The sequence below is a fragment of the Ramlibacter tataouinensis genome (assembly GCF_001580455.1).
In the GTDB taxonomy this organism is placed as follows: Bacteria; Pseudomonadota; Gammaproteobacteria; order Burkholderiales; family Burkholderiaceae_C; genus Ramlibacter; species Ramlibacter tataouinensis_B.
Genome location: NZ_CP010951.1, coordinates 1,187,395 through 1,209,669, shown reverse-complemented (window position 1 = coordinate 1,209,669; position 22,275 = coordinate 1,187,395). Strand labels below are relative to the sequence as shown.

Here is a 22,275-nt window from a genome sequence, read left to right as displayed (position 1 = left end):
TGGTCTCCTGTTTTGTCTTGTCGATTCAGCGGGCCGTCATCCGAGGCACGCCGCGGACGGGCATGCGCGGCAGCGCGTAGCCCTGGTGGTGCGACAGGCGGGTGATCAGCAGGTACTTGAACGCCGCGCCGCTGGCCAGCGCCATCACGCCGGCCAGCGCGAGCAGCGCCGGTCCGGCGGGCGCGCCGCCGAGGCTGGCCAGGGTCAGGGCCAGCGGCAGCGCGGTGGCCGCCCAGCGGGCGACGGGGGCCATGCGCCGGCAGATGCGGTTGGCGACGGGGCCGGCCGTGGCTTCGATGCGCACCCGCCAGGCTTCCCACAGGAGGAGCCGCGCCACCACAAGCGTGGTGAGCGCCAGCGCGGCAGTGGCTTGCGTCCCCGGATGCCAGGCCGCGGCGATCGAGGCCAGCCCGACGCCCTCGGTCAGCGCGGTCGTCGCCAGCAGCGCGGCGGTGGACGGACCGCGCCAGGCGGGAATGCCGCGCGCGGCCGCCAGGATGCGCAGCTGGCAGTAGAGGAAAGCGAGCGCGGCGGCCGCCGTCGGCCAGGCGCGCCAGCGCATGCCCGCGAGCAGCCCCAGGCCCAGCGCGAACAGCACGACCGCGGCGATCGCCTCGCGCGACATCCAGGAGTGGCGCCAGTGCACGAAGACGTTGAGCGCGCGCCAGGGGCGCCCGATCTCCAGCCACACCGAAAAGAGCCCGAGGCCGACCAGCGCCAGCCCCAGCGCGATCAGCGGCAGCGCCAGCGGGCTGTCCGTCGCGTGCAGGCAGGTGAAGGCGAGGAGTCCGGAGCCGGCGCCGCCGCAGATGAAGTTGCCTGCCGCGCGCCAGTCCCAGTGCGTCTGCAGCCGCTGCAGGTGGTTCGAATTGCTCATCGGCGCTTGTCCCACAGGTAGAAGAAGCCGGGGCCGGTGCCCAGCTCCTCGTTGATGCGGAAGTGCTCGTTGTCCGCCAGCAGCTGCGACACCTTGCTGTTGGGGTCCTCGATGTCGCCGAAGGCGAGGGCCTCGGCGATGCACGAGTTCACGCAGGCGGGCGTCGCCTCCGGGTCGACCCCGGGCTTGAGGCCCTGGGCCAGGCCCGAGTCGATGCGCTCGACGCAGAAGGTGCACTTGGTGGCCACCTGGCGCTTGGCCTCGTCGTCGCGCTGCGCCTCGTTCTCGGTCGGCTGCTTGCCGTAGGCGAACTCGCCGATCGGCGTCTTGAAGCGCGCCTGGTAAGGGCAGGCGACGGTGCAGTAGGCGCAGCCGATGCAGCGGTCGTAGTCGATGGTGACGATGCCGTCCTCGCGCTTGCGCGTGGCGGTGGTCGGACACACCGGCACGCAGGCGGGCTCGTCGCAGTGCTGGCAGCCCATCGGCACGAAGGCGCGCTGCACGTCCGGGTAGCTGCCCACCTCGATGTCGAGCACGCGCCGCCACTGCACGCCGGGCGGCGTGGCGTTGGCGTGCTTGCAGGCGGCCGTGCAGGTCTGGCAGCCGACGCAGCGGCGCAGGTCCGCGACCATGGCCCAGCGGGTCATCGCAGGGCCTCCTTCACGCGGTGCAGCGACACGCGCACCAGGTCGGCGCCCGAGCCGGTGGCATCGGTCAGGTCCAGCGACATGCTGGCGAGCGCATTCAGGCTGGGCACGCCGAAGTCGCGCGCCAGCGGCGTGGCCCAGTGGCCGAACTGGCCGATGGCCAGCAGCGTGTCGGGCCGGATGCCCTGCCGCAGCACGGCCTTGCCGCGCACGCGGCGCCCCGGGGTGGCGATCTCCACGTCGTCACCCTCCTCGATGCCCAGTTGCTGGGCGGTGTTGGCGTTGAGGATCACGCCCTTGTGCCCGGCGATGTTCTCGGCCACCTCGCGGATCATCTGCAGGCCGACGTTGCCGCCCCAGGCGTACTGCATGCTGCGCGCGGTGAGCAGCCAGAACGGGTATTCCTCGGGCAGGCCGCCGTCCTTGCGCACGGCGGCGACCCAGGGCTGGGCGAAGTCCTTGCACGCCGGCAGCGCCTGGTACTCCTCGAGCTGGCGGTCCCACCAGTGCATGTCGTTCTCGTGCAGCCGCCGGCCCAGCTCGACGCCGACGCGCATCAGCCGCTCCTGGTAGGGCAGCTCGAAGCGCAGGCCGCGCTCGACCATCGTGGGGTACAGGTACCACTCGCTGCGCGGGAACGGCCGCGTCGCCAGGCCGTTCTGCTTCCACCAGTCCAGGCCGTGCACCTCGCTGCCCTCGCTCAGCTCCGCACTCGCGGCGCGGCAGATCGCATCCCAGATCGTCTCGCGGTCGGGGCTGTGGCCGGTGTCGAGCGAAAAGTCGCCGTGCGGCCCCTTGAGCGGAACGCCGCCCGCGCCCTTGTTGATCGATTTGATGTAGCCGGCCGTCAGGCCGGTGCGCTGCGCCAGCTCGGTCGCGACTTCGGTGAAATCGCGGGCATCGCCTCGCGCGTCGACCACCGGTTGCCGCAGCGCGAAGCCCTGGTGGTCCCAGAACTGCTCGACGTACTTGGTGCCGCCCACGCGGATGAGCTGCAGGCTCTCGAGGTCGGTCGCGTCCGGCAGCAGCACGTCGGCGAAGTGGTTGGTCTCGTCGCGCGTGTAGGCGAAGGCGACCACGAAGGGGAAGCGCGCCATCTTGTCGGCGATGGACGCGGTGTCCCAGAAGGAGATCGCCGGATTGGTGCGGTAGACGAACCAGACCTCCGGCAGCGTCACCCGCGGCAGGCCGGTGGGCGTGGCGTCGAGGAACATCCAGGAGAAGTGGGTCGGTCCCAGCGCCTGGCTCCAGGGGCCGTCGCCGGCCAGCGGCACCATGGTGCGGTAGGCGTTGCGGATGTTCGGCCGCGCCGACCAATGCTCGCGGTCGGTGGGATTGAGCGGGAAGTCCATGAAGCCGTCCGGCCCCGGCTTGGCGCTCTCCAGCCGCTGCGACATCGGGCGCGCCAGCCGCACCGTGGTGCCGATCGTGCCGCCTGGCACCTCGAGCGCGCCCACCAGCGTGGCGAGCACGGTGCGGGCCCAGCAGCACTCGAAGCCGCCCCAGCCGTTGTTCACCGTCTTGCCCAGGCTCACCGCGACCGGGCGGTAGGGCAGGGTCTTGCCGTCGATCTCGATCGTTTCGCCCACGCAGGCGTGGGCCAGGTACTCCATGGCGACCTGGCGGATGGTGGCCGCCGGCACGTCGCAGGCTTTCGCGGCCCACTCCGGCGTGTAGGCGCGCATGTGTTCGGTCAGGCGCGTGAAGGCGGTCGCGCCCTCGAGCACGCCGTCGGCCAGCAGCTCGCCGTCGGCGCCGGTTTCGATCGCATCGACCAGGTAACGGCCTTCGAGCGCTTCCACGGTGTCGGCCGTGTCGTGCGGGACGGCGATGCTGCGCGCGGCGTCCCACACCAGCGGCTGGCGGGTGGCGCGATCACGCAGGAAGTAGCCGTTCGGCCCGACGAGGTAGGGCGAGCCGGTGCGCTGCCGCAGGAATTCCAGGTCCAGCTGGTGGCGCGGCGCCTCGAACAGCATGGCGTGGATCAGCCCGAACAGGAAGGCGGCGTCCGTCTTGGGCTTGAGCGGAACCCACTGCGCCGAGCAGGCGCCGGTCACCGACAGGTGCGGCTCCACCTGCACCCGCTTCATGCCGCGGGCGCGCGCCCGCGAGTGGCGCCAGATGCCGACCACGCCGCCCGAGGCTTCGACGTTCGAGCCGCAGGAGATCAGGTAGTTGCACAGCGGCGTGTCCGGCGCGACGATGAAGGCGCGGTGCCAGAACTCGCCGTACAGATGCTCGGAGTGGTAGCACTTGACGCCCTGGCCCGAGCCGAAGCCCATGTCCACCGGACCCCAGGCCGCGAGGAAAGCGGGAAAGGTGCCCATGTAGGACTGGGGCGTGCCGCCGCCGCCGAAGCTCGCCGCCACGCGCGGGTAGCCGGACTCGTCGGTGAGCCCCGAGGCGCGGACCCCGTTCAGCTTGTCGGCGATCAGCGTCATCGCCTCGTCCCAGCTGATCGGCACGAAGCCCGGGTCCTCGCTGCGCCCCTTCTTCGGGTTGGTGCGCTTCATCGGCGTGAGCACCCGGTTCGGGTTGTAGGTCTTCTGGATCAGGCCGAAGGCCTTCACGCAGACCTTGCCGCCGCCGGGGTGCACCGCGGCGGCGCAGAAATTCGGCTCGACCTCGGTGGCCACGCCGCCTTCCACCTTGACGGTGAGCAGGTCAGGGCCCGCCACGCACTGGTAGCAGTACGTGGGAACGCGACGCGTGGCGCTGGCAGCGGTCATGCAGCTTCCGTCTGCGTTGCCTTCGCCGCCTTGGCCGCCAGCCGCTGCGCGGTCTTGGCGACGTCGACGATGAAGCGGTGGTGGTTCGCCCGGCAGATCGGCTCGACGCTGTCGCTCGCCGTCACCTGGAACCTGGCGGCGCGCCCTTCGAGCGCGACCAGTTCGACCTCGATCGAGACGGCCATGCCCAGCAGCGTCGCGCCGGTGTGATCCAGTTCGATGCGGGTGCCCACCGAGTCCTCGCCGGCGTCGAGGTGGGGCATCAGCAGTTCGCGGCAGGCGACTTCCACGTCGCGCACCAGCATCGGGGTGGCGTAGACGCGCGCCTGCTCGCCCATGAAATCGATGGTGCGCTCGCGCGTCACTTCGAGGCGGGCCGTGTGGCGCAGGCCGGTTTTCAAGCTGTCTTTCATTGGTATGTCCTCATGCGGCCCCGAGGTAGGCCTTCTGTACGCTGCGGTCGAGCAGCAGGTCGGCCGCGCGCCCTTCGAGCACGATGCGGCCGGTTTCCATGACGTAGGCGCGGTCGGCGATGCCCAGCGCCGCGCGCGCGTTCTGGTCCACCAGCAGGATCGTGGTGCCCACCGCGCGCAAGGCTTCGATGCGCGCGAAGATTTCCGAGACGAGGCGCGGCGACAGGCCCATGCCGGGCTCGTCGAGCAGCAGCAGGCGCGGCCGCGCCATCAGCGCCCGGCCGATCGCCAGCATCTGCTGCTGGCCGCCCGAAAGGTTGCCCGCCGCCTCGCGCCGCTTATCGGCCAGCACCGGGAACAGCGCCAGCACGGCGTCGAGGTGGCTGGCGCTGCCGCGGGCGAAGGCGCCCAGCCGCAGGTTGTCCTCGACTGAGAGCGGCGTGAACACCTGGCGGCCCTCCGGCACCTGGATGATGCCGTCCTGCACGCGCTGGCGCGCATGGCGCCTGGCCAGGTCCTGGCCCTCGAAGCGGATGCAGCCGCCGACGGCCGGCTGCACGCCGGAGATCGCCCGCAGCAGCGTCGTCTTGCCGGCGCCGTTGGCGCCGACCAGCGCGACCAGCTCGCCTTCGTTCACCCGCAGGCTGACGCCGGCCAGCGCCGGGATCCGCCCGTAACGGCAGCGCAGCTCGTCGATTTCAAGCATGCTCGGCCTCCTGCTGCTGCGCCGCCGCACCGCCTTCCGCGCCGAGGTAGGCCTCGACCACCCGCGGGTCGCGCGCCACGTCACCGGGGGCGCCCTCTGCCAGCTTGCGCCCGTGATCGAGCACGAACACATGGTCGGACACCTCCATGACGAGCGCCATGTTGTGTTCGACCAGAACGATGGTCGTGCCCGCCGCGGCGACGCGCTGGATCAGCTCGTCGATCTCGCGCGCCTCGGTGGCATTGAGTCCCGCCGCGGGCTCGTCGAGCAGCAGCACGCGCGGTTCGGCCGCCAGTGCGCGGGCGATCTCCAGGCGCTTGAGCGCCCCGTAGGGCATGGCGTCGGCCGGGGTGTCCTCCCAGCCGGCGAGCCCGACGGCACGCAGCAGCTCGCGCGCGGCCTTGCGGCTGGCGGCTTCCGCGCGCGCCAGGGCGCGGGTGCGAAGCAGCGCGGCGGCCAGCGAGCAGCGCTCGTGCAGGTGGCGGCCCGTCATCACGTTCTCGAGCGCGGTCATGTTGAAGAACACCTGCAGGTTCTGGAAGGTGCGCGCGATGCCGGCGGCGGCGAAGCCGTGCGCCGGCTCGCCCGCCAGCTCGCGCCCGTCCAGCTTGATCGAGCCGGCATCGGGGCGGTACACGCCGCTCAGCATGTTGATCAGGCAGGTCTTGCCCGCGCCGTTCGGACCGATGATCGAATGCACGCTGCCGCGGCTGATCGCCAGGTCCACGCCGTCGACCGCGCGCAGGCCGCCGAAGGACTTGGCGAGGCCGGAAACGCTCAGCAGGGTCATCGCGCCCTCCCGCCGAAGCGGCGCGCCAGCGTGGGCACGATGCCCTGCGGAAACAGCACCATGGTCGCGACCAGCACCGCGCCGAAGACCATCATCTCGTAGTCCTTGAGGACGGTGAGCAACTGCGGCAGCACGGTGAGCACGGCCGCGCCGACGACGGCGCCGAAGACCGAGGCCATGCCGCCGAACACCACCATGATCACCAGCTCGACCGAGTGCAGGAACGAGGACTTCACCGGCGTGATGAAGCCGGCGTAGTGCGCGGTGAGGGCGCCGGCCAGCGCGGCGAACACCGCCGACAGCGTGAACACCTGCAGCTTGAAGCGCGCCGCATCGATGCCCAGCGTCTGCGCCGCCACCTCCGAGCCGTGCAGGGCGCGCAGCGCGCGGCCGTTCGGCGATTCGATGAGGTTGAGCGAGAGCCAGACCGCGGCGACCAGCAGCGCGCCGGCGATCCAGTACCACAGGCGCTCGCCCTGCACCGCCGCGCCGAACAGCACCAGCGGCGGCACCGCCATGCCGTCGGGCCCGCCGGTGAGGCGGTCTTCGGTGGTGATGGCGATGGAGATGATCACGCCCAGCCCCAGCGTGGCCATCGCCAGTGTGTGGCCCTTCAGGCGCAAGGTCGGACGGCCGACCAGCCAGGCGAGGGCGCCGACCATCGCGCAGGTGGCCGGCAGCGAGACCCACACCGGCACGCCGAAGCGCGTGGCGAGGATGGCGCTGCCGTAGCCTCCGAGCGCGAAGAAGCCGGCATGCCCGAGGCTGATCTGGCCGGCGTAGCCGATCAGCAGGTTCAAACCCACGCAGACGATGGCGTTGAGCGCGATCTGGACCGCGACGTCATACGCATAGTTGTTCGGCAGCACCAGCGGCGCGAACGCCACGATTGCAGCCAGCAGCAGCGTTCCGCCGCTGCGCGCGCTGGCCACCCAATGGCGTGCGGGCACGCGTTCAGACACGGTCGCGATGGCGGGTCCCAAGCAGGCCTCCAGGAAGGAAAAACAGGACGGCGAGGATCACCACGAAGGCGATCGCATCCTTGTAGGCGGATGACACGAAACCGGCGCCCAGGCCTTCGAGCAGCCCGAGCAGCAGGCCCCCGGCCACGGCGCCGGCGAAGCTGCCCAGCCCGCCGAGCATGGCCGCTGCGAAACCCTTGAGGCCGAGCATGATCCCGGCGTCGTAGGAGGTGAAGGCGATCGGCGCGATCAGCACGCCGCCGATGGCACCGAGCGCGGCGGCGAGGCCGAAGCTGGCGAACAGCACCACGCGGGTGTCGATGCCCACCAGTTGCGCGGCGAGCCGGTTGTAGGAGGTGGCGAGCATGGCCTTGCCCAGCAAGGTGCGCCGGTAGAAGGTGGCGAGCAGGACGACGGACACCGCGGCGCCGCCCAGCACCCACAGGCTCTGGGGCAGGATGGTGGCATTGCCGACCGCGATCGGCTCGTCGCCGGAGAAGCCCGGCAGGCGGAACACGCCCGTGCCCCACAGGAGTTGCGCCAGCCCGCGCAGGAACAGCGACACGCCGATCGTGATGATGATGAGCGTCACGGTCTCGGCGTGCCGGGCCGGCGCGATGGCGATGCGCTCGATGATGAGCGCGACCACTGCAGCCGCGGCGATCGCGAGGACGACGGCAACCGGCAGCGGCAGGCCGAGGCCGAGCAGGGTCACCGCGCTCATGGAACCCACCATCACGAACTCGCCCTGCGCGAAGTTGATCGCGCCGCTGGCGTTGAAGACGATGGCGAACCCCAGCGCGACGAGCGCGTAGATTGCGCCGCTCGTCAGGCCGCCGGCGACGAACTGGAGCCAGGAACTTCCCACTGCGCCTCCGGCTTACTTGACCAGCGACCAGTTGCCTTCCTTGACCTCGAGCATCCGGAAGGCGCTCAGGTCCAGGCCCATGTGGTCGCTGGCGGACATGTTCACCACGCCGCCGGTGCCGACGTAGCCGCGCGTGGCTTCCAGCGCGTCGCGCACCTTGGCCTTGTCGGTGCCGCCGGCCGCCTTCATGGCGTTGAGGGCCAGCATCAGGCCGTCGTAGGCGTGGCCGCCGAAGGTCGACACGTCGGTCTTGTACTTGTCCTCGAAGGCCTTGCGGTAGTTGGCGACGACGGGCTTCTGCGCGTCACCGGCGGGCAGCAGGTCGGACACCAGCAGGGCAGCCGCCGGCAGGCGCACACCCTCGGCCGCCGGTCCGGACAGCTTGATGTACTCGCGCGAGGCGACGCCGTGCGACTGGTACAGCGGCAGCGTCAGGCCGACCTGGCGGTAGTTGCGGGTGACGATCGCCGGGCCCTGGCCGAAGCCGGCGTTGAGCACCGCCTGCGCGCCGCTGCCCTTGATCTTGGTCAGCTGCGCGGTCATGTCGGTGTCGTTCGCGCCGTAGGTTTCGTCGGCCACGAACTCCACGCCGTACTTCGCGGCGGTCTTCAGGCACTCGCCGCGCATGGACTTGTCGAAGCCTCCGCTGCCGGAGATCAGCGCGATGCGGGTGAGCTTGCGCGCCTGCGCATCCACGAAGATCTTCTCGCACGCCATGCGGTCGGTGTGCGGCGTCTTGAACACCCATTTCTTCACCGGCTCGACGATCGGCACGGCGCCGGCCAGCGAGATGAAGGGCGTGCCGGCCTGCTCCGCCAGCGGCAGCGCCGCCATGGTGGTGCCGGTGGTGGAGCCGCCCACGATCAGGTCGACCTTGTCCTGCTCGATCAGCCGCTTGGCGAAGGTGCGCGCCTTCTCGGCGTCGCCGGCGTCGTCGTAGGACACCAGCTGCAGCTTGCGGCCGCCGAGCACACCGCCTTCGGCGTTGATGCGCTCGACGTACATCTCGAGCGTCTTGAGCTCCGGGTCGCCGAGGAAGGCGGCCGGACCGGTCACCGACAGGAAGGCGCCGATGCGCACCGGCTCGGGCGCTTGCGCATGCGCGGGCGGCGGCAGGAGGGCGAACAGCGAGAGGGCGGCGCCCGCGATGCGGGATGCGATGGCCGGGATGCGGCGCTGGACCATGGTTTGTCTCCTTCGTTATCAGCGGCTCATGGATAGAATCGGAAGCAGCTTCAGGAGCATTCTGGTAGGCTGATGCCGGAATTCCTTGATCTGGCATAAGCTTTCCCGGGACCCATCTCATCGCTACCACCCGCCCCTCTGCCGAGCGCCGCGCGCGCCCCCGCATCCCGGCCAGTTCCGGCGCCGTCACGGTGCGCGCCGTGCGCCGCCAGGACCTCGAACAAGTGGTCGCGCTGGACGCCCGCGTGACCGGACTCGAAAAGCGCGCCTACTGGGAACGCGTGTACCGCCGCTACGGCCACGCGCAGCGCGGCGAACAGCGCCTGTTCCTGGTGGCCGTGGCCGGTAGCGAGGTCGTGGGCTTCGTGATCGGCGAGGTGCGCGACTGGGAGTTCGGCTCGCCGCCTTGCGGTTGGGTCTTTGCGATCGACGTCGATCCGCGCGTGCGGCAGGCGGGCATCGGCACACGGCTGCTCACGGCGCTGTGCGACGCGATGCGGTCGGCGGGCGTGCGCCAGCTGCGCACCCTGCTGTCGGCGGACAACACGCTCATCCTCTCGTTCTTCCGCAGCCAGGGCATGATGGCCGCGCCGATGATCCCGCTGGGGATGGAAATGCCGCCGGCGACGGGGAGGTCGCGCTCATGAAGCTGCAGGTCAACACCCTCCTGGCGCTCTACAGCGTGCTCGACTTCGCAGCGGACCCTCAGCGGCATATCCCCGCGTCCGAGATCGCCGACCGCTATGGCGTGTCGGCGCATCACCTGGCCAAGGTCCTGGCCGAGCTGGCGCGTGCCGGTGTGGTCGAGTCGGTGCGCGGCGTCGGCGGCGGCTACCGCTTCTCGGCCAATGCGCGCCGCCTGACGCTGATGGACGTGATCCAGCTGTTCGAGGACATCTCGTCGCCGCGTCGCGAAGCCGAGGACACGGCCGCCGACCGCGCGATCGACACCGTGCTCGCCGAGGTCGACCAGATGGCGCGCGCCACCTTCAGCTCGATCACGGTCGCCACCATGCTGCGGCTGGTGGAGCGGGAAGCCGGTTCGCGCTAAGGCGGCTGCCGGGTGCGCCCCCCTCCCTGCCTCCCCCCGGAGGGGGGAGGAGCCTGGACTCCCTCCCCCACCGGGGGAGGGCAGGGGTGGGTCGCTCAGGGCGCGAACTGGCCCGCTTCGCGCCCTTCGAGGCGCATCAGCCAGTCCCATCCCGCGTCCACTTCGGCCTGCAGCCGCGCCGTCTCGTCGGCGGACATGCCGCGGTAGCGCTTCTGCACCGCCAGGTACTCGGCCACGGGGCGGGTGCGCTCGCGGTGGTTGACCGTGTAGCGCGTGCCGTGCTCCACCTCGTACAGCGGGAAGGCGCCGCACTCCACCGCGTAGCGCGCCGCGCGCAGCCCGCCGTCGTCCGGCAGGCCCCAGCCGTCGACGCACGGCACCAGCAGGGTCAGCAGGCGAAAGCCGCGCATGGCTTTCGCCTTGTCGATCTTGCGCAGCATGTCGGGCATGAAGCCCACGCTGGCCGTTGCCGTGTAGGGCACGCCGTGCGCGGCGATGATGGCCGTGAGGTTCTTCTTGCGCGACAGCTTGCCGGCCGGCGTGGAGCTGGTGCGCGCATACAGCGGCGTGGACGAGGACTTCTGCGCGCCGGTGTTCATGTAGCCCTCGTTGTCGAGGCACACGTAGAGCATGTCCTCGTTGCGCTCGGCCGCGGACGACAGCGCCTGCAGGCCGATGTCGTAGGTGCCGCCGTCGCCGGCCAGCACCAGCACCTGGGTCTGCCCGCGGCCGGTGGCGTTGAGCGCCCGCCGGATGCCCGAGGCCGCGGCGGCGCTCGCCTCCAGCGTGGGCTGGTACACCGGGATCTTCAGCGAGCTGTACGGCTGCGGGCCGGCGATGATGGCCATGCACGAGGGTGGGATCACCGCGATCGTGTCGGGCCCCATGCGGGCCAGCACATGCCGGGCCGACAGCGCTTCCATGCAGCCGGGACAGGCGGCGTGGCCGCTGCACAGCATGGCGGGGTGGTTGTCGAGGTCTTGCATGTGGTCAGGCCCAGGTCGATTGCGGGGAGGGTGCGCGGCACACGGCGTCCTGCACCAGCTTCACGATGTGCTGCGGCGGGACGTTGACGCCGCCCACGCCCGCCAGCAGGCCGTGCACGCGCGGCGGCGACTCGATCCCGTACAGCGCCGCCCGCACTTCCTGGTTCAGGATGCCGCCCAGTCCCGGCGAATGGTTGCGGTCGAGCACCACCACGTCGCGCACGCCGTGCAGCGCGGCGCGCAGCGCCTGCAGCGGGAAGGGCCGGAACAGGCGCAGCTTGACCAGGCCGACGGCACGGCCCGCCGCGCGCAGCTGGTCGACGGCTTCGCGCGCCGTGCCGCACATGCTGCCGAGCGCGACCACCACGGCCACGGCGCCGTCGCAGCGGTAGCGCTCCACCAGCCCCCAGGTGCGGCCGGTCAGCTCGCCCCAGGCCCGGTCCGCCTCCTGCGCCGCGAGCAGCGCATCGTCCATGGCCTGCTGCATCTCCTGGCGATGCCGGCAGAACATGTCCTGCGTCACCACGTTGCCCCAGGAGGCGCCGATGGTGGCGTCCAGGCGCTGCGCCGGCGCATAGGGCGGCAGGAAGCCATCGACCTCGTCCTGCGACGGCACCGCGACCGCTTCGAGCGAATGCGAGACGTAGAAGGCGTCGTGGTTGACCATGGCCGGCAAGCGCACGCGCTCGGCCACGCGGAAGGCCTGCAGCACGCTGTCGAGCGACTCCTGCGGGCTCTCGCTGTAGTACTGGATCCAGCCGGTGTCGCGCTGCGCGAGGCTGTCCGTCTGGTCCGGCCAGAACGCCCAGGGCGAAGCGACCGTGCGGTTGACGTTGGCCATCACGATGGGCGCGCGCGCGCCCGCCGCGTAGTGCAGCACCTCGTGCATCAGCAGCAGGCCTTGCGAGGCCGTCGCCGTGAACACACGCGCTCCCGCGAGCGACGCCGGCACGCAGGCCGCCAGCACCGAGTGCTCGGACTCGGGGGTGAGGATCTCGGCCTGCATCTCGCCGCGTGCGTGGAACTCGGTGATCTGCTCCAGGATCGGCGTCTGCGGCGTGATCGGGTAGACCGGCACCACCTGCGGGCGGGCCAGGCGGGCTGCCCACGACACCGCATGGTTGCCGTTGAGCAGCAGGGTGGCGGATGGGTTCATCGCAGCTCCTCCTGCAGCAGCATCGATCCGGTGGGACATTCGCGCACGCACACGCCGCAGCCCTTGCAGTAGTCGGCCAGCACGCGGTAGCCGCCGTCCACGTGCTCGATGGCCAGGTCCGGGCACAGCTGGAAGCAGTTGTCGCAGGAGGTGCAGCTGCCGCAAGAGAAGCAGCGCGTGGCCTCGGCGCGGACCTCGGCCGGGCTGAGGGCCAGCTGCACCTCGGCGTCGCCGGCCGCCAGGCGGTCGGCCGCGCCGCGCACGCGCTCGGCGGCGCGCGCGGCGGGGGCGTGGTACCAGGTGGCGATCTCGTCGGCCTGGACGCAGGGCGCGCGGTTCGCGCTCGGCGCGGCGGAGCCGCGCAGCTGGGCATCGATGTCGATGGCCGCCCGCTTGCCCATGCCGACCGCTTCGGTCACGAAGCGCATCATGCTGGCGACGTCGCCGCCGGCCCAGACCTTGTCGGCGTTGGTGCGCTGGGTGCCGTCCACCCGCAGCAGCCCCGAGGCCGCGTCGAGCTGGGCGAAGGCCCCGAGCTCGGCATCCTGTCCGATGGCGACGAGCACGGTGTCCGTCTCCAGCGTGAAGCCGCTGCCCTCGACCGGTATGAAGCGCGGCGGCTCGCCCGGCGCCCCGGCCTCGAAGCGCACGCGCATGCAGGGGGCCGAGACGCCGCCGGGCCCTTCGGCGACCGTGGCCAGCATCGCGCCATCGCGCAGCAACACACCTTCTTCCAGCGCCTCACGCAGCTCCGCCGGCTGGGCTGGCATCAGCTCGCGCGGCTCGAGCGCCAGCAGCGTCACCTCGCAGCCGGCGCGGCGTGCGCTGCGCGCGACGTCCATCGCTGCGCTGCCGCCGCCCACCACGAGAACGCGCGGGCCGATCGGTGGCCGCTCGCCCGCCGCGCAGCGCGCCAGGTAGTCGGTGCCCGCCATCCACCAGCCGGCGCCGGCCGCCAGCTGCGGCAGCGTCTTGGGGCGGCTGGCGCCGGTGGCGAGGTAGACCGCGTCGTGCGACGCCCGGGTGCGCTCCAGCGCCTGCGTGTCCGCCATGGGCGTGCCGCATCGCACCTGCACGCCCAGCGCGACGATGCGCTCGATCTCCGCATCGAGCACTTCGCGCGCCAGCCGGTAGGCGGGAATGCCGTAGCGCATCACGCCGCCGAGCTGGGGCCGGGCCTCGTACAGGGTCACGCGCCAGCCGCGCCGGCGCAGCTGGTAGGCCGCCGACAGGCCGGAAGGGCCGCCGCCGATGACCGCGATGTGGCCGTCGCGCTCCAGTGCGGGTGGTTCGTAGGCCCAGCCGCGCGCGATCGCTTCGTCGCCCACCGCCCGTTCCAGGCGGCACACCGAAACGGCGCTGTCGTAGGCGGCGCGGTTGCACGCGGTCTCGCAGGGGTGGTGGCACACCCGCCCGGCGATCGCCGGGAACGGGTTGTTGACGGTGAGGACTTCCCAGGCGCGCCGCAGGTCGCCGGCGCGCGCATGGCCGATCCATTGCGCGATGTCGCCGTTCACCGGGCAGGCCTGGTGGCAAGGCGAGGGCCGCGCGACGTGCAGGGGCAGCATGGCCCGCCAGGTGCCGGTCTTGAAGACTTCGGTGGTGCCGGTGGTCCACGCGGTCGGAATGGGCAAGCCGGACATCAGGCAGTCTCCCGCAGCAGGGCATCGGCGTGCTCGAAGCCGGTTTCGCAGGCGGCGGCGTTCTCCTGCGGCAGCTTCGCCGAGTGATCGAGCATCATTTGCCGCATGACCGGCAGCGCCGGGTTGCCGATGGCCCGCGCGAAGGCGCCGAGCAGCGCCGAATTGACGATGCGCCCCAGCCCTTGCGAGCGGGAGATCGCCAGGGCGTCCACCGGCACGACGCGGTGGCTGGGCAGCTTCGCCGCCCACTCGGCGGCCGGGCGCGAGGAATTGACGACGATCAGGGTGCGGCCGTCGGCCCGATCCAGCAGCGGCGGGGCGAGCAGGCTCGCGTCGAAGCAGAGGATGGCGTCGGCCCGCTCGATGTCGCAGCGCAGCCGGACCGGCCGCTCGTCGACGCGGATGAAGGAACTGACAGGCGTGCCGCGGCGCGCGCCGCCGTAGCTCGCGAAGGCCTGCACCTGGCGGCCTTCGGCGAAAAACGCGCGCGCCAGCAGGTTGCCGGCGGTCTGCGCGCCCTGGCCGCCGCGGCCCTGGACGATGATTTCCAGCATATGGCGGGTGCTCCTAGTCCAGTGAAACAGGGAAATCGGTGCCCCCGCCGGGGCGAGAAGGGGTGCAGGGGTAGGCGCGGTCCGCAGCCCAGGCTGGCCGCCTGGGCAAGGGCCGCAACGCCCCCCTGCGCCCCTTATCGCCCCGGCCCGTAGGGTGAGCGCCAGAAGGGGCGCACCCGTTGTTGCAAATCCTCGCCAGGTGTTCAACCTGGCTGCGGTTTGCGCCTAGATTGCGCCCCTTCTGGCGCTCACGGGGGCATCGATTTCCCTGTTTCACTGGACTCTCCCGCGGCGGAAGTCGGGCTTGCGCTTTTCCTGGAAGGCGCGCACGCCTTCACGCGACTCCTCGGTGTCGTAGTACAGCTTCAGCGCATACATGCCCATGCCGGCGATGCCGGCGATGTGTGCGGTGTCCATGTTGAAGGAGCGCTTGGCGATGGCCAGCGCGGTGGGGCTCTTCTCCAGGATCTCGTCGCACCACTTCTGGACCTCGGCATCGAGCTGCTCGGGCGCGACGACAGTGTTGACCAGGCCCATGGCCAGCGCTTCCGCAGCGCTGTAGCGCCGGCACAGGTACCACATCTCGCGCGCCTTCTTCTCGCCGACCACGCGGGCGAGCAGGGCGGTTCCGTAGCCCGGGTCGACCGAGCCGACCCGCGGGCCGACCTGGCCGAACACCGCGCGCTCCGAGGCGATGGTCAGGTCGCACAGGGTGCACAGCACGTTGCCGCCGCCGATCGCATAGCCCTGGACCCGCGCGATCACCGGCTTGGGCACGTCGCGGATGGCGGCGTGCAGCTCTTCGACCGGCAGGCCGATCGTGCCGCGGCCGTCGTACTGGCCCGCATGCGCCGACTGGTCGCCGCCGGTGCAGAAGGCCTTGTCGCCGGCGCCGGCCAGCACGATCGCGCCGATGCCCGGGTCGCTGCCGGCGCGCTGCAGTGCGTGGATCAGCTCCTCGCAGGTCTGGCCGCGGAATGCGTTCATGCGGTCCGGCCGGTTGATGACGATGCGGGCGGTGCCTTCGCGCGATTCGTAAAGAATGTCCTGATAGTCCATGGCTGTCCTCGGTTGTCTCCTCGTTGTCAAACGCCCAGCAGCGCGTGCAGCGCCGCCTCGTCCTGCGCGAGCTGGCGGGATTCGCCGGCGAGCGCGACGCGGCCCTTCTCCAGCACCACGGCGCGCTCCGTGTGGCGCAGCACCGACCGGTAGTTGCGGTCGACGATGATGGTGCTGATGCCGCCGGCGCGGATCTGCGCGATCACCTGCCAGATGTGTTCGACGATGCGCGGCGCCAGGCCCTCGGTCGCCTCGTCGAGAATCATCACGCGCGGGTTCGTCAGCAGGGCGCGGCCGATCGCCACCATCTGCTGTTCGCCGCCGGAGACCTGCTGGCCGCCGGTGTGCAGCCGCTCCTTCAGCCGCGGGAACACCTCGAGGACGCGCTCGTAGGTCCAGGCGCGGCTGCCGTCCGGTCCCGGGCGCTCGGCGATCTGCAGGTTCTCGCGCACGCTCAGGTTGCCAAAGATGCCGCGTCCTTCCGGCACGTAGCCGACGCCGAGGCGCGCGATCTCATAGGGCGGCAGCCCGGTCACCGCCTGCCCGCCGAAATGCACCGAACCCGAGCGCGGCTTGAGCAGGCCCAGCATCGACTTGAGCAGCGTGGTCTTGCCCATGCCGTTGCGGCCCAGCAGGCCGAGCGCGCAGCCGGACGGCAACTCGAGGTCCACGCCGTGCAGCACATGGCTGGCGCCGTAGTAGGTGTGCAGTCCCCGCGCTACGAGCATGGCAGTACGGCGGTGGCCTCCAGCTCGATCTTCGCGGGGTGGTCCAGCAGGTCGGCCACGAAGATCATGCTCATGGCCGGGTAGTGGCGTCCCATGCGCTCGCGCCAGATCCGGCCGAGCTCGCGGCGGGCCGCCATGTAGGCGGGCTTGTCGATGCAGAACGCGGTCACGCGGCAGATGTGCTCGGGACGCCCGCCGGCCTGCGCCAGCACCGCCAGGATGTTGTCCAGCGCCTGCTCGAACTGCGGCGCGAGCTCGGTGGAGTGGAAGCGCTGCTGCGCATCCCAGCCGACCTGGCCGGCGAGGAACACGATGCGGCCGGCGGCGACTTCGACGCCGTTGGAATAGCCTTGCGGCGCGGCCCAGCCTTCGGGAAGAAGCAGAACGTTCATGGGCGTTCGGTCCCTAATCGGTGTAGCGGGGTGGATCGGGGTCGTCGTCCCAGCCGGTCGCCGGAACCGGCACGCGCGCCAGCCATTGCTCCAGCATGGCGATGTGCTGCTGTTCTTCGGCCTGCAGCTGGGTCGCCGTCTTGCGCAATTCGTCGCAGCCACTGACCTGGGCGACGGAAGCGTAGAAGTCGTAGGCGCGGCGTTCCGCCTGGATCGCGATCTGCAGCACATGCCAGGGCTGCATCAGGTAGTGGGCCTGCTCCAGCTCGGCTACCGCCGGGGTGCGCCGCTCGCGCGGCGGCAGCGCCCCGCGCCCATGGATGCGAAGCCGGATGTGTTCGGCATGCTCGGCTTCCTGGGCGGCGATCGCGCGGAACATCTGCGCCACCTCGCCGTTGTTGTGGCTCTCCATGATCTCGGCGAACTCGAGGTAGCGCTGGGCCGCTTCGCTCTCCAGCGCGTGGGCCTGGACCAGCAGGTCCTCGACCGTCGGCAAGTTGGCGTGCAAGGCCCGCTTCATACCGCGAACTCCGCTTCGAGTGCGGCCATGTCCGCGCTTGCCGGCGACGGCCCGCCGGCGTACGGCGCGCGATGGCCGGCGTAGAGCACGCCGATGTTGAAGCCGTCGTCGGTCATGATGCGCTTGGCGGCGCGGGCGGGGTCGTCGGTGGGCTGTACCGACGCCGGGTGGACCAGGTTGCGCCAGTCGCGCTGTTCCGGCCGGAAGGTCACGCAGGGGCTGAGGATCTCGATGAAGGAGAAGCCGGGATGCCGGATGCCCTGGGCGATGATCTCGGCGGTCCCTTGCTGGTCGCCGGAGAAGGCGCGCGCGACGAAGTTGGCGCCGGAGGCGAGCGCGATCACCAGCGGGTGGAACGAGCGCACCCCGGTGCCGCCGGGCGAGAGCTTGCTGTCCCAGTCGGGTTCGGTCGTCGGCGAAGGCTGGCCCTTGGTCATGCCGTAGACGTGGTTGTCCATCACGATGTAGGTCAGGTCCACGTTGCGGCGGCAGGCATGCAGGAAGTGATTGCCGCCGATCGAATAGCCGTCGCCGTCACCGCTGGCCACCAGCACGGTGAGGTCCGGCCGGGCCACCTTGAGCCCGGTGCCGGCGGCCAGGGCGCGGCCATGCACGCCGTGGAAGCCGTAGCAGGAGGTGTAGGCCGGGATGCGCGAGGAGCAGCCGATGCCCGACACCACCGCGACCTCGTGCGGCGGCTTCTGCACGGTGGCGAGCGCCTTGGTGATCGCCGCCAGCACCGTGTAGTCGCCGCAGCCGGGACACCAGATCGGCTTGTAGTCGGACTTGTAGTGCTGGGCTCCGAAGGTTTCGGGCGCGAGGCCCGGCGGCTGGCACATGTCGTTCATGCAAGGGTCTCCTCTTCGCGCGCCCAGGCGACGAGCGCATTGCAGATCTCGGCCGGTCGCAGCGGCAGCGGCCCGGGGTGATGGAAGGAAGCAGGCTGGCCGGGCAGGTCGTAGGCGCCGCGCAGGTAGTGCAGCAGCTGGGCGCCGTGGTTCTGCTCGACCACGATGACGCGCTCCACGCCTGCGAGCGCGCGGTCCAGCGCGGCGGCCTGCAGCGGCATCAGCAGCCGCAGCGCGATCACGCGCACCTCGACCCCCTGCGCGGCGGCGCGGCGCGCCGCTTCGCGCACCGGCCCGGTGGCCGAGCCGAAGGTGATGACGGCCAGCGGCGCGTCGCCTTCGCAGTCCGCCCAGCGCGAGCCGTAGTCGTGTCCGGTCAGCTTGCGCAGGCGCTTGTCGAGCTGCTTGCGGTGGTCTGCCGCCTGGCTGCTCGGGATCGCCCCTTCGGTATGCTCCAGGCCGTCGGCGGTGTAGGTCACGCCCGGAGTGCCGGGGATGGCCATGGGCGAAACGCCATTTTCGGTATTGGCATACCGTTTATAGCCGGGCGCATGGGCGGGTGCGACCAGGCGCTGCGGGGCACCCTCGGGCAGCTCGGGCGCGCGCACGATGGCCTGCGACTGCCCGAGGAACTGGTCCGACAGCACGAGCGCGGGGCACTGCAGGGCTTCGGCCAGCTGCACCGCCCAGTGCGTCGTCGCGGCGCAGTCCGAAATCGAGGTGGGCGAGACGACCAGCCGCGGCGCATCCCCGTGCAGCCCGGCCACGGCGAACGAGAGGTCGCTCTGCTCGCTCTTGGCGGGGATGCCGGTGGAGGGGCCGCCGCGCATCACGTCGACGACGACGATCGGCACCTCGGCCGCGACCGCCAGGCCGATGCCTTCGGTCATGAGCGACAGCCCGGGCCCGGCGGTGGCCGTGAGCGAGGGCACGCCGCCGAAAGACGCGCCGATGATCATGTTGATCGAGGCGAGCTCGTCTTCGGCCTGCAGCAGGCAGCCGCCGGTGCGCGCCAGTGCCGGCGCCATCCACTCGAGCATCTCGGTAGCAGGCGTGATCGGGTAGGCCGCCACGAAGCGCACACCGCCGCGCAGCGCGCCATAGCCCGCGGCTTCATTTCCGCTCAGCAGCCAGCGCCGGGGACCAGCGCTGCCTGTGAGGGGGCTGCCGGCCAGGTGGGCCACGGCCAGGCAGCCCTCGTTGAGCGCGCGCAGGTTCGCCGCGAGGCCGTCCCCGTCGCGCTTCCAGCCGGAGCGGACGGCTTCTTCGAGCTGCGCTTGCGGCACGCCGGCCAGGGCGCCCGAAATGCCGAGCGCCAGCATGTTGATCCAGCTGCCCGCGGCCTTGGCCATCTTCTTCAGCGGCAGTGCCACGACCCGGGCGCCGCTGGCGAGGAAGACGGCGGGGACCTCGCCGGCGTCCGCATCGCAGACGAGCACGCTGGTGGCGCGCAGCGGGATCTCATCCGCAAAACGGTGCACGTTCTGCCAGTCCAGCGCGACCAGCACGTCGAACGCATCGTCGAGCGATTCGACCTGGGCGCCGGACAGACGTAGCAGAGCCGCCGCTTCGCCGCCGCGGATCTGCGGCCCGCTGGTGCGCACCATCAGCCCGTACAGCCCGGCGCGCGCCGCGGCGTCGAGCAGCCAGGTGCCCGCGGTCATCACGCCGCTGCCACCGCTGCCGGCGATGGCAATCGAAACATCACGTTGCACGACGTGCGCCGCCTGCTTCAGCTCGATCGATGTGGATCCATCCACGGCTTGTCTCCTCGTAGTGATCTGGGATTGAAGTAAACCGCCTCGCACCCCGTACGGACCTTGAACCAGATCAAGGTTCGGGCCCTTGCAGGTGCCCAGAATGCGTTAAATCAGCAATCCAGTACCGATTTACCGGATGGCTGCCCGGAAGCCGCGCCCGGCATGCGCCGCGGAGACAAAGGAGAGAGTGGATGAGCATCGATGCCTACCGCTGGGTCATGACCGCACCGCAACAGCCGATGGTGCGGCAGGGCTTTCTCGCCCGGCCCGGCGCCGGGGAGGTTGTCGTTTCGGTGGCAGGCTGCGGGGTCTGCCACACCGACCTGGGGTACTACTACGACGGCGTGAAGACCAACCAGCCGCTGCCCCTGGCCCTGGGCCATGAGGTCAGCGGCCACGTGGTCGCCGCCGGCGCCGGCGCCGAGTCCTGGATGGGCAAAGCGGTGATCGTGCCGGCGGTCCTGCCGTGCGGCGAGTGCGACCTGTGCCGGCGCGGCCTGGGCACCATCTGCCGCGCCCAGAAGATGCCCGGCAACGACATCGAGGGCGGCTTTGCCTCGCACATCGTCGTGCCCTCGCGCGGGCTGTGCCCGGTGGACGAGAACGCCCTGGGGCGCGCCGGCCTCGCGCTGTGGCAGGTGTCGGTGGTGGCGGATGCGCTCACCACGCCGTACCAGGCGGTGCGCCGCGCCGGCGTCACGCCCGGATCGCTGGCGGTCGTGATCGGCGCCGGCGGCGTGGGCGGCTACTGCGTCCAGGTGGCGAACGCCTTCGGCGCGAAGGTCGTGGCCGTGGACGTGGACGACGCCAAGCTCGAAGCGATCGCGCGGCACGGCGCCGCGCACACCATCAACAGCCGCGGCATGGACGCCAAGGCGCTCAAGGCGGCCGTCGGCGCGTTCGCCAAGCAAAACGGGCTGCGGCCGACCGAGTGGTTCATCTTCGAATGCTCGGGCACCACGCCGGGCCAGCAGTCGGCCTGGAGCCTGCTGGTGCACGGCGCCACGCTGTGCGTGGTCGGTTTCACGATGGACCGCGTCGAACTGCGCCTGTCCAACCTGATGGCCTTCGATGCGCGCGCGCTCGGCAACTGGGGCTGCCCGCCCGAGCAGTACCCGGGCGCGCTTGAGCTGGTGCAGAGCGGCAAGGTGCAGGTCGCGCCTTTCGTCGAAGAGCACCCGCTTGCCCGGATCAACGAAGTCTTTGCCGCCGTTCACCGGCATGAAATCCGCGCCCGCGCCGTGCTGCGGCCCTGACAGCCACCCGAGGAGACAAACCATGAATGCCCCTGACCGACTGAACCCCGCCCTGGAGTTCAAGGACCACGACCTGGCGCCGCAGCCCGGCACCCCCGGCGTGCGCTACGAGAAGCGCCCCGCCCGCAAGCCCGACGGCAGCGTCGTGCCCGGCCTGTACAACGCCTGGATCACGCTGGACAACCCGTCCCAGTACAACTCCTACACGACCGACATGGTCAAGGCGGTGATCCTCGCGTTCCGCGCCGCCTCGAACGCGCGCGACGTCAACTGCATCGTGTTCACCGGCGCCGGCGACAAGGCCTTCTGCACCGGCGGCAACACCAAGGAGTACGCCGAGTACTACGCCGGCCAGCCGCAGGAGTACCGCCAGTACATGCGGCTGTTCAACGACATGGTCACCACCATCCTGACGGCCGACAAGCCGGTGGTCTGCCGGGTCAACGGCATGCGCATCGGCGGCGGGCAGGAGATCGGGATGGCCTGCGACTTCACCATCGCGCAGGATCTGGCGCGCTTCGGCCAGGCCGGCCCCAAGCACGGCTCGGCCCCGATCGGCGGGGCGACCGACTTCCTGCCGGTGATCGTCGGGGCGGAGCGGGCCATGGCGGCCTGCGTGCTGTGCGAACCCTTCTCGGCCCACAAGGCCTATCACATGGGGATGATCACCGAGGTGGTCCCGGCGCTGAAGGTCGACGGGCGCTTCGTTGCCAATCCCATGGTCGAAGTCCAGCGCGTCGTCGACGACTACGGCCGGATCGTTTTCGGCGACTTCAAGAGCGGCGACGAGTCCAAGGCCGGCAAGGCGCTGATGGCCAAGGGCAGCGTCGACTTGTCCCGGCTCGACGAGGCGGTGGAGGCGCTGTGCGCCAAGATCCTGCTCACGTTCCCGGAGTGCACGCTCAAGACGATCGAGGAGTTGCGCAAGCCCAAGCTCGATGCCTGGAACCGCAACAAGGAGAACTCGCGCGCCTGGCTGGCCCTGAACATGATGACCGAGGCGCGCTCGGGCTTCACCGCCTTCAACGACGGCCCCAAGGACGACCGCGAAGTCGATTTCATCCAGCTGCGCCAGAAGCTGGCCGCCGGCCAGAGCTGGATCGGCACGCTGCACGACGAGATCCAGCCGGGGCAGGGGGCATGAG

The 22,275-nt window shown here is 70.9% G+C and carries 23 protein-coding genes; 4 read left to right on the top strand and 19 right to left on the bottom strand.

Features of this window, described 5'->3' with window-relative positions; translation table 11 throughout:
• Positions 1-25: 25 nt before the first annotated feature.
• The 9 genes from UC35_RS05905 to UC35_RS05865 are packed head-to-tail and all read right to left on the bottom strand — an operon-like array spanning position 26 to position 9,177.
• Positions 26-877 carry a DmsC/YnfH family molybdoenzyme membrane anchor subunit gene (locus UC35_RS05905; protein WP_061497118.1) on the bottom strand — a complete coding sequence of 284 codons (852 nt, stop codon included), beginning with the start codon at positions 875-877 and terminating at the stop codon, positions 26-28.
• Complete coding sequence (locus tag UC35_RS05900) at positions 874-1,524, bottom strand: 4Fe-4S dicluster domain-containing protein (protein WP_061497116.1); 651 nt, start codon at positions 1,522-1,524, stop codon at positions 874-876. The genes UC35_RS05905 and UC35_RS05900 overlap by 4 nt, the downstream gene beginning before the upstream one ends.
• Entirely contained in the window at positions 1,521-4,253 is a 2,733-nt protein-coding gene (locus UC35_RS05895) for a molybdopterin-dependent oxidoreductase (protein WP_061497114.1), read from the bottom strand. The genes UC35_RS05900 and UC35_RS05895 overlap by 4 nt, the downstream gene beginning before the upstream one ends.
• Positions 4,250-4,666 carry a thioesterase family protein gene (locus UC35_RS05890; protein ID WP_061497112.1) on the bottom strand — a complete coding sequence of 139 codons (417 nt, stop codon included), beginning with the start codon at positions 4,664-4,666 and terminating at the stop codon, positions 4,250-4,252. The genes UC35_RS05895 and UC35_RS05890 overlap by 4 nt, the downstream gene beginning before the upstream one ends.
• 10 nt (positions 4,667-4,676) lie before the next feature.
• Positions 4,677-5,372, bottom strand: coding sequence for an ABC transporter ATP-binding protein (locus UC35_RS05885; RefSeq protein ID WP_061497110.1), 696 nt, complete (start codon positions 5,370-5,372; stop codon positions 4,677-4,679).
• Complete coding sequence (locus tag UC35_RS05880) at positions 5,365-6,162, bottom strand: ABC transporter ATP-binding protein (RefSeq protein ID WP_061497108.1); 798 nt, start codon at positions 6,160-6,162, stop codon at positions 5,365-5,367. The genes UC35_RS05885 and UC35_RS05880 overlap by 8 nt, the downstream gene beginning before the upstream one ends.
• Positions 6,159-7,145 (bottom strand): branched-chain amino acid ABC transporter permease, encoded by a 987-nt coding sequence (locus tag UC35_RS05875; RefSeq protein WP_227820459.1) that lies wholly within the window; start codon positions 7,143-7,145, stop codon positions 6,159-6,161. The genes UC35_RS05880 and UC35_RS05875 overlap by 4 nt, the downstream gene beginning before the upstream one ends.
• Positions 7,117-7,992 carry a branched-chain amino acid ABC transporter permease gene (locus UC35_RS05870; RefSeq protein ID WP_061497104.1) on the bottom strand — a complete coding sequence of 292 codons (876 nt, stop codon included), beginning with the start codon at positions 7,990-7,992 and terminating at the stop codon, positions 7,117-7,119. The genes UC35_RS05875 and UC35_RS05870 overlap by 29 nt, the downstream gene beginning before the upstream one ends.
• A 12-nt stretch (positions 7,993-8,004) precedes the next feature.
• Positions 8,005-9,177 carry an ABC transporter substrate-binding protein gene (locus UC35_RS05865; RefSeq protein WP_061497102.1) on the bottom strand — a complete coding sequence of 391 codons (1,173 nt, stop codon included), beginning with the start codon at positions 9,175-9,177 and terminating at the stop codon, positions 8,005-8,007.
• Between the two features lie 200 nt (positions 9,178-9,377).
• Between UC35_RS05865 and UC35_RS05860 the strand changes: the two genes are divergently transcribed.
• Together UC35_RS05860 and UC35_RS05855 are read left to right on the top strand one after the other, a co-directional pair.
• The gene (locus UC35_RS05860) at positions 9,378-9,824 is read left to right on the top strand and encodes a GNAT family N-acetyltransferase (protein WP_227820458.1); all 447 of its coding nucleotides are present in this window, start codon (positions 9,378-9,380) and stop codon (positions 9,822-9,824) included.
• Entirely contained in the window at positions 9,821-10,228 is a 408-nt protein-coding gene (locus UC35_RS05855) for an Rrf2 family transcriptional regulator (protein ID WP_061497098.1), read from the top strand. The genes UC35_RS05860 and UC35_RS05855 overlap by 4 nt, the downstream gene beginning before the upstream one ends.
• A 95-nt stretch (positions 10,229-10,323) precedes the next feature.
• Here the strand turns inward: UC35_RS05855 and UC35_RS05850 are convergent, their stop codons facing one another.
• The 10 genes from UC35_RS05850 to UC35_RS05805 all read right to left on the bottom strand — a co-directional run bounded on the left by UC35_RS05850 (position 10,324) and on the right by UC35_RS05805 (position 19,874).
• Positions 10,324-11,214 (bottom strand): thiamine pyrophosphate-dependent enzyme, encoded by an 891-nt coding sequence (locus UC35_RS05850; protein WP_061497096.1) that lies wholly within the window; start codon positions 11,212-11,214, stop codon positions 10,324-10,326.
• Between the two features lie 4 nt (positions 11,215-11,218).
• Positions 11,219-12,370 carry a transketolase C-terminal domain-containing protein gene (locus tag UC35_RS05845; protein WP_061497095.1) on the bottom strand — a complete coding sequence of 384 codons (1,152 nt, stop codon included), beginning with the start codon at positions 12,368-12,370 and terminating at the stop codon, positions 11,219-11,221.
• A complete protein-coding gene (locus UC35_RS05840; protein WP_061497093.1) occupies positions 12,367-14,013 on the bottom strand; it encodes an NAD(P)-binding protein in 1,647 nt (548 codons plus the stop codon). The genes UC35_RS05845 and UC35_RS05840 overlap by 4 nt, the downstream gene beginning before the upstream one ends.
• Positions 14,013-14,567 carry a 2-oxoacid:acceptor oxidoreductase family protein gene (locus UC35_RS05835; RefSeq protein WP_061497091.1) on the bottom strand — a complete coding sequence of 185 codons (555 nt, stop codon included), beginning with the start codon at positions 14,565-14,567 and terminating at the stop codon, positions 14,013-14,015. Before UC35_RS05835 ends, UC35_RS05840 begins: the two co-directional genes overlap by 1 nt.
• 273 nt (positions 14,568-14,840) lie before the next feature.
• Positions 14,841-15,626: a 2-ketocyclohexanecarboxyl-CoA hydrolase gene (badI, locus tag UC35_RS05830; RefSeq protein WP_061497089.1), complete on the bottom strand. Its 786-nt coding sequence runs from the start codon at positions 15,624-15,626 to the stop codon at positions 14,841-14,843.
• Positions 15,627-15,652: 26 nt separating this feature from the next.
• A complete protein-coding gene (locus UC35_RS05825) occupies positions 15,653-16,354 on the bottom strand; it encodes an ABC transporter ATP-binding protein (protein ID WP_061497087.1) in 702 nt (233 codons plus the stop codon).
• Positions 16,345-16,746 carry a RidA family protein gene (locus UC35_RS05820; protein WP_061497086.1) on the bottom strand — a complete coding sequence of 134 codons (402 nt, stop codon included), beginning with the start codon at positions 16,744-16,746 and terminating at the stop codon, positions 16,345-16,347. The genes UC35_RS05825 and UC35_RS05820 overlap by 10 nt, the downstream gene beginning before the upstream one ends.
• 13 nt (positions 16,747-16,759) lie before the next feature.
• Positions 16,760-17,266 (bottom strand): ferritin family protein, encoded by a 507-nt coding sequence (locus UC35_RS05815; RefSeq protein ID WP_061497084.1) that lies wholly within the window; start codon positions 17,264-17,266, stop codon positions 16,760-16,762.
• Positions 17,263-18,114, bottom strand: coding sequence for a 2-oxoacid:ferredoxin oxidoreductase subunit beta (locus UC35_RS05810; protein WP_227820457.1), 852 nt, complete (start codon positions 18,112-18,114; stop codon positions 17,263-17,265). Before UC35_RS05810 ends, UC35_RS05815 begins: the two co-directional genes overlap by 4 nt.
• Positions 18,111-19,874 (bottom strand): 2-oxoacid:acceptor oxidoreductase subunit alpha, encoded by a 1,764-nt coding sequence (locus tag UC35_RS05805; protein ID WP_227820456.1) that lies wholly within the window; start codon positions 19,872-19,874, stop codon positions 18,111-18,113. The genes UC35_RS05810 and UC35_RS05805 overlap by 4 nt, the downstream gene beginning before the upstream one ends.
• Positions 19,875-20,065: 191 nt before the next feature.
• Between UC35_RS05805 and had the strand changes: the two genes are divergently transcribed.
• Together had and oah are read left to right on the top strand one after the other, a co-directional pair.
• Complete coding sequence (gene had / locus UC35_RS05800) at positions 20,066-21,130, top strand: 6-hydroxycyclohex-1-ene-1-carbonyl-CoA dehydrogenase (RefSeq protein ID WP_061497081.1); 1,065 nt, start codon at positions 20,066-20,068, stop codon at positions 21,128-21,130.
• A gap of 22 nt (positions 21,131-21,152) precedes the next feature.
• Positions 21,153-22,274, top strand: a complete 1,122-nt coding sequence (gene oah / locus UC35_RS05795; RefSeq protein WP_061497079.1) for a 6-oxocyclohex-1-ene-1-carbonyl-CoA hydratase — start codon at positions 21,153-21,155, stop codon at positions 22,272-22,274.
• The last annotated feature ends 1 nt before the right edge of the window (position 22,275 follow it).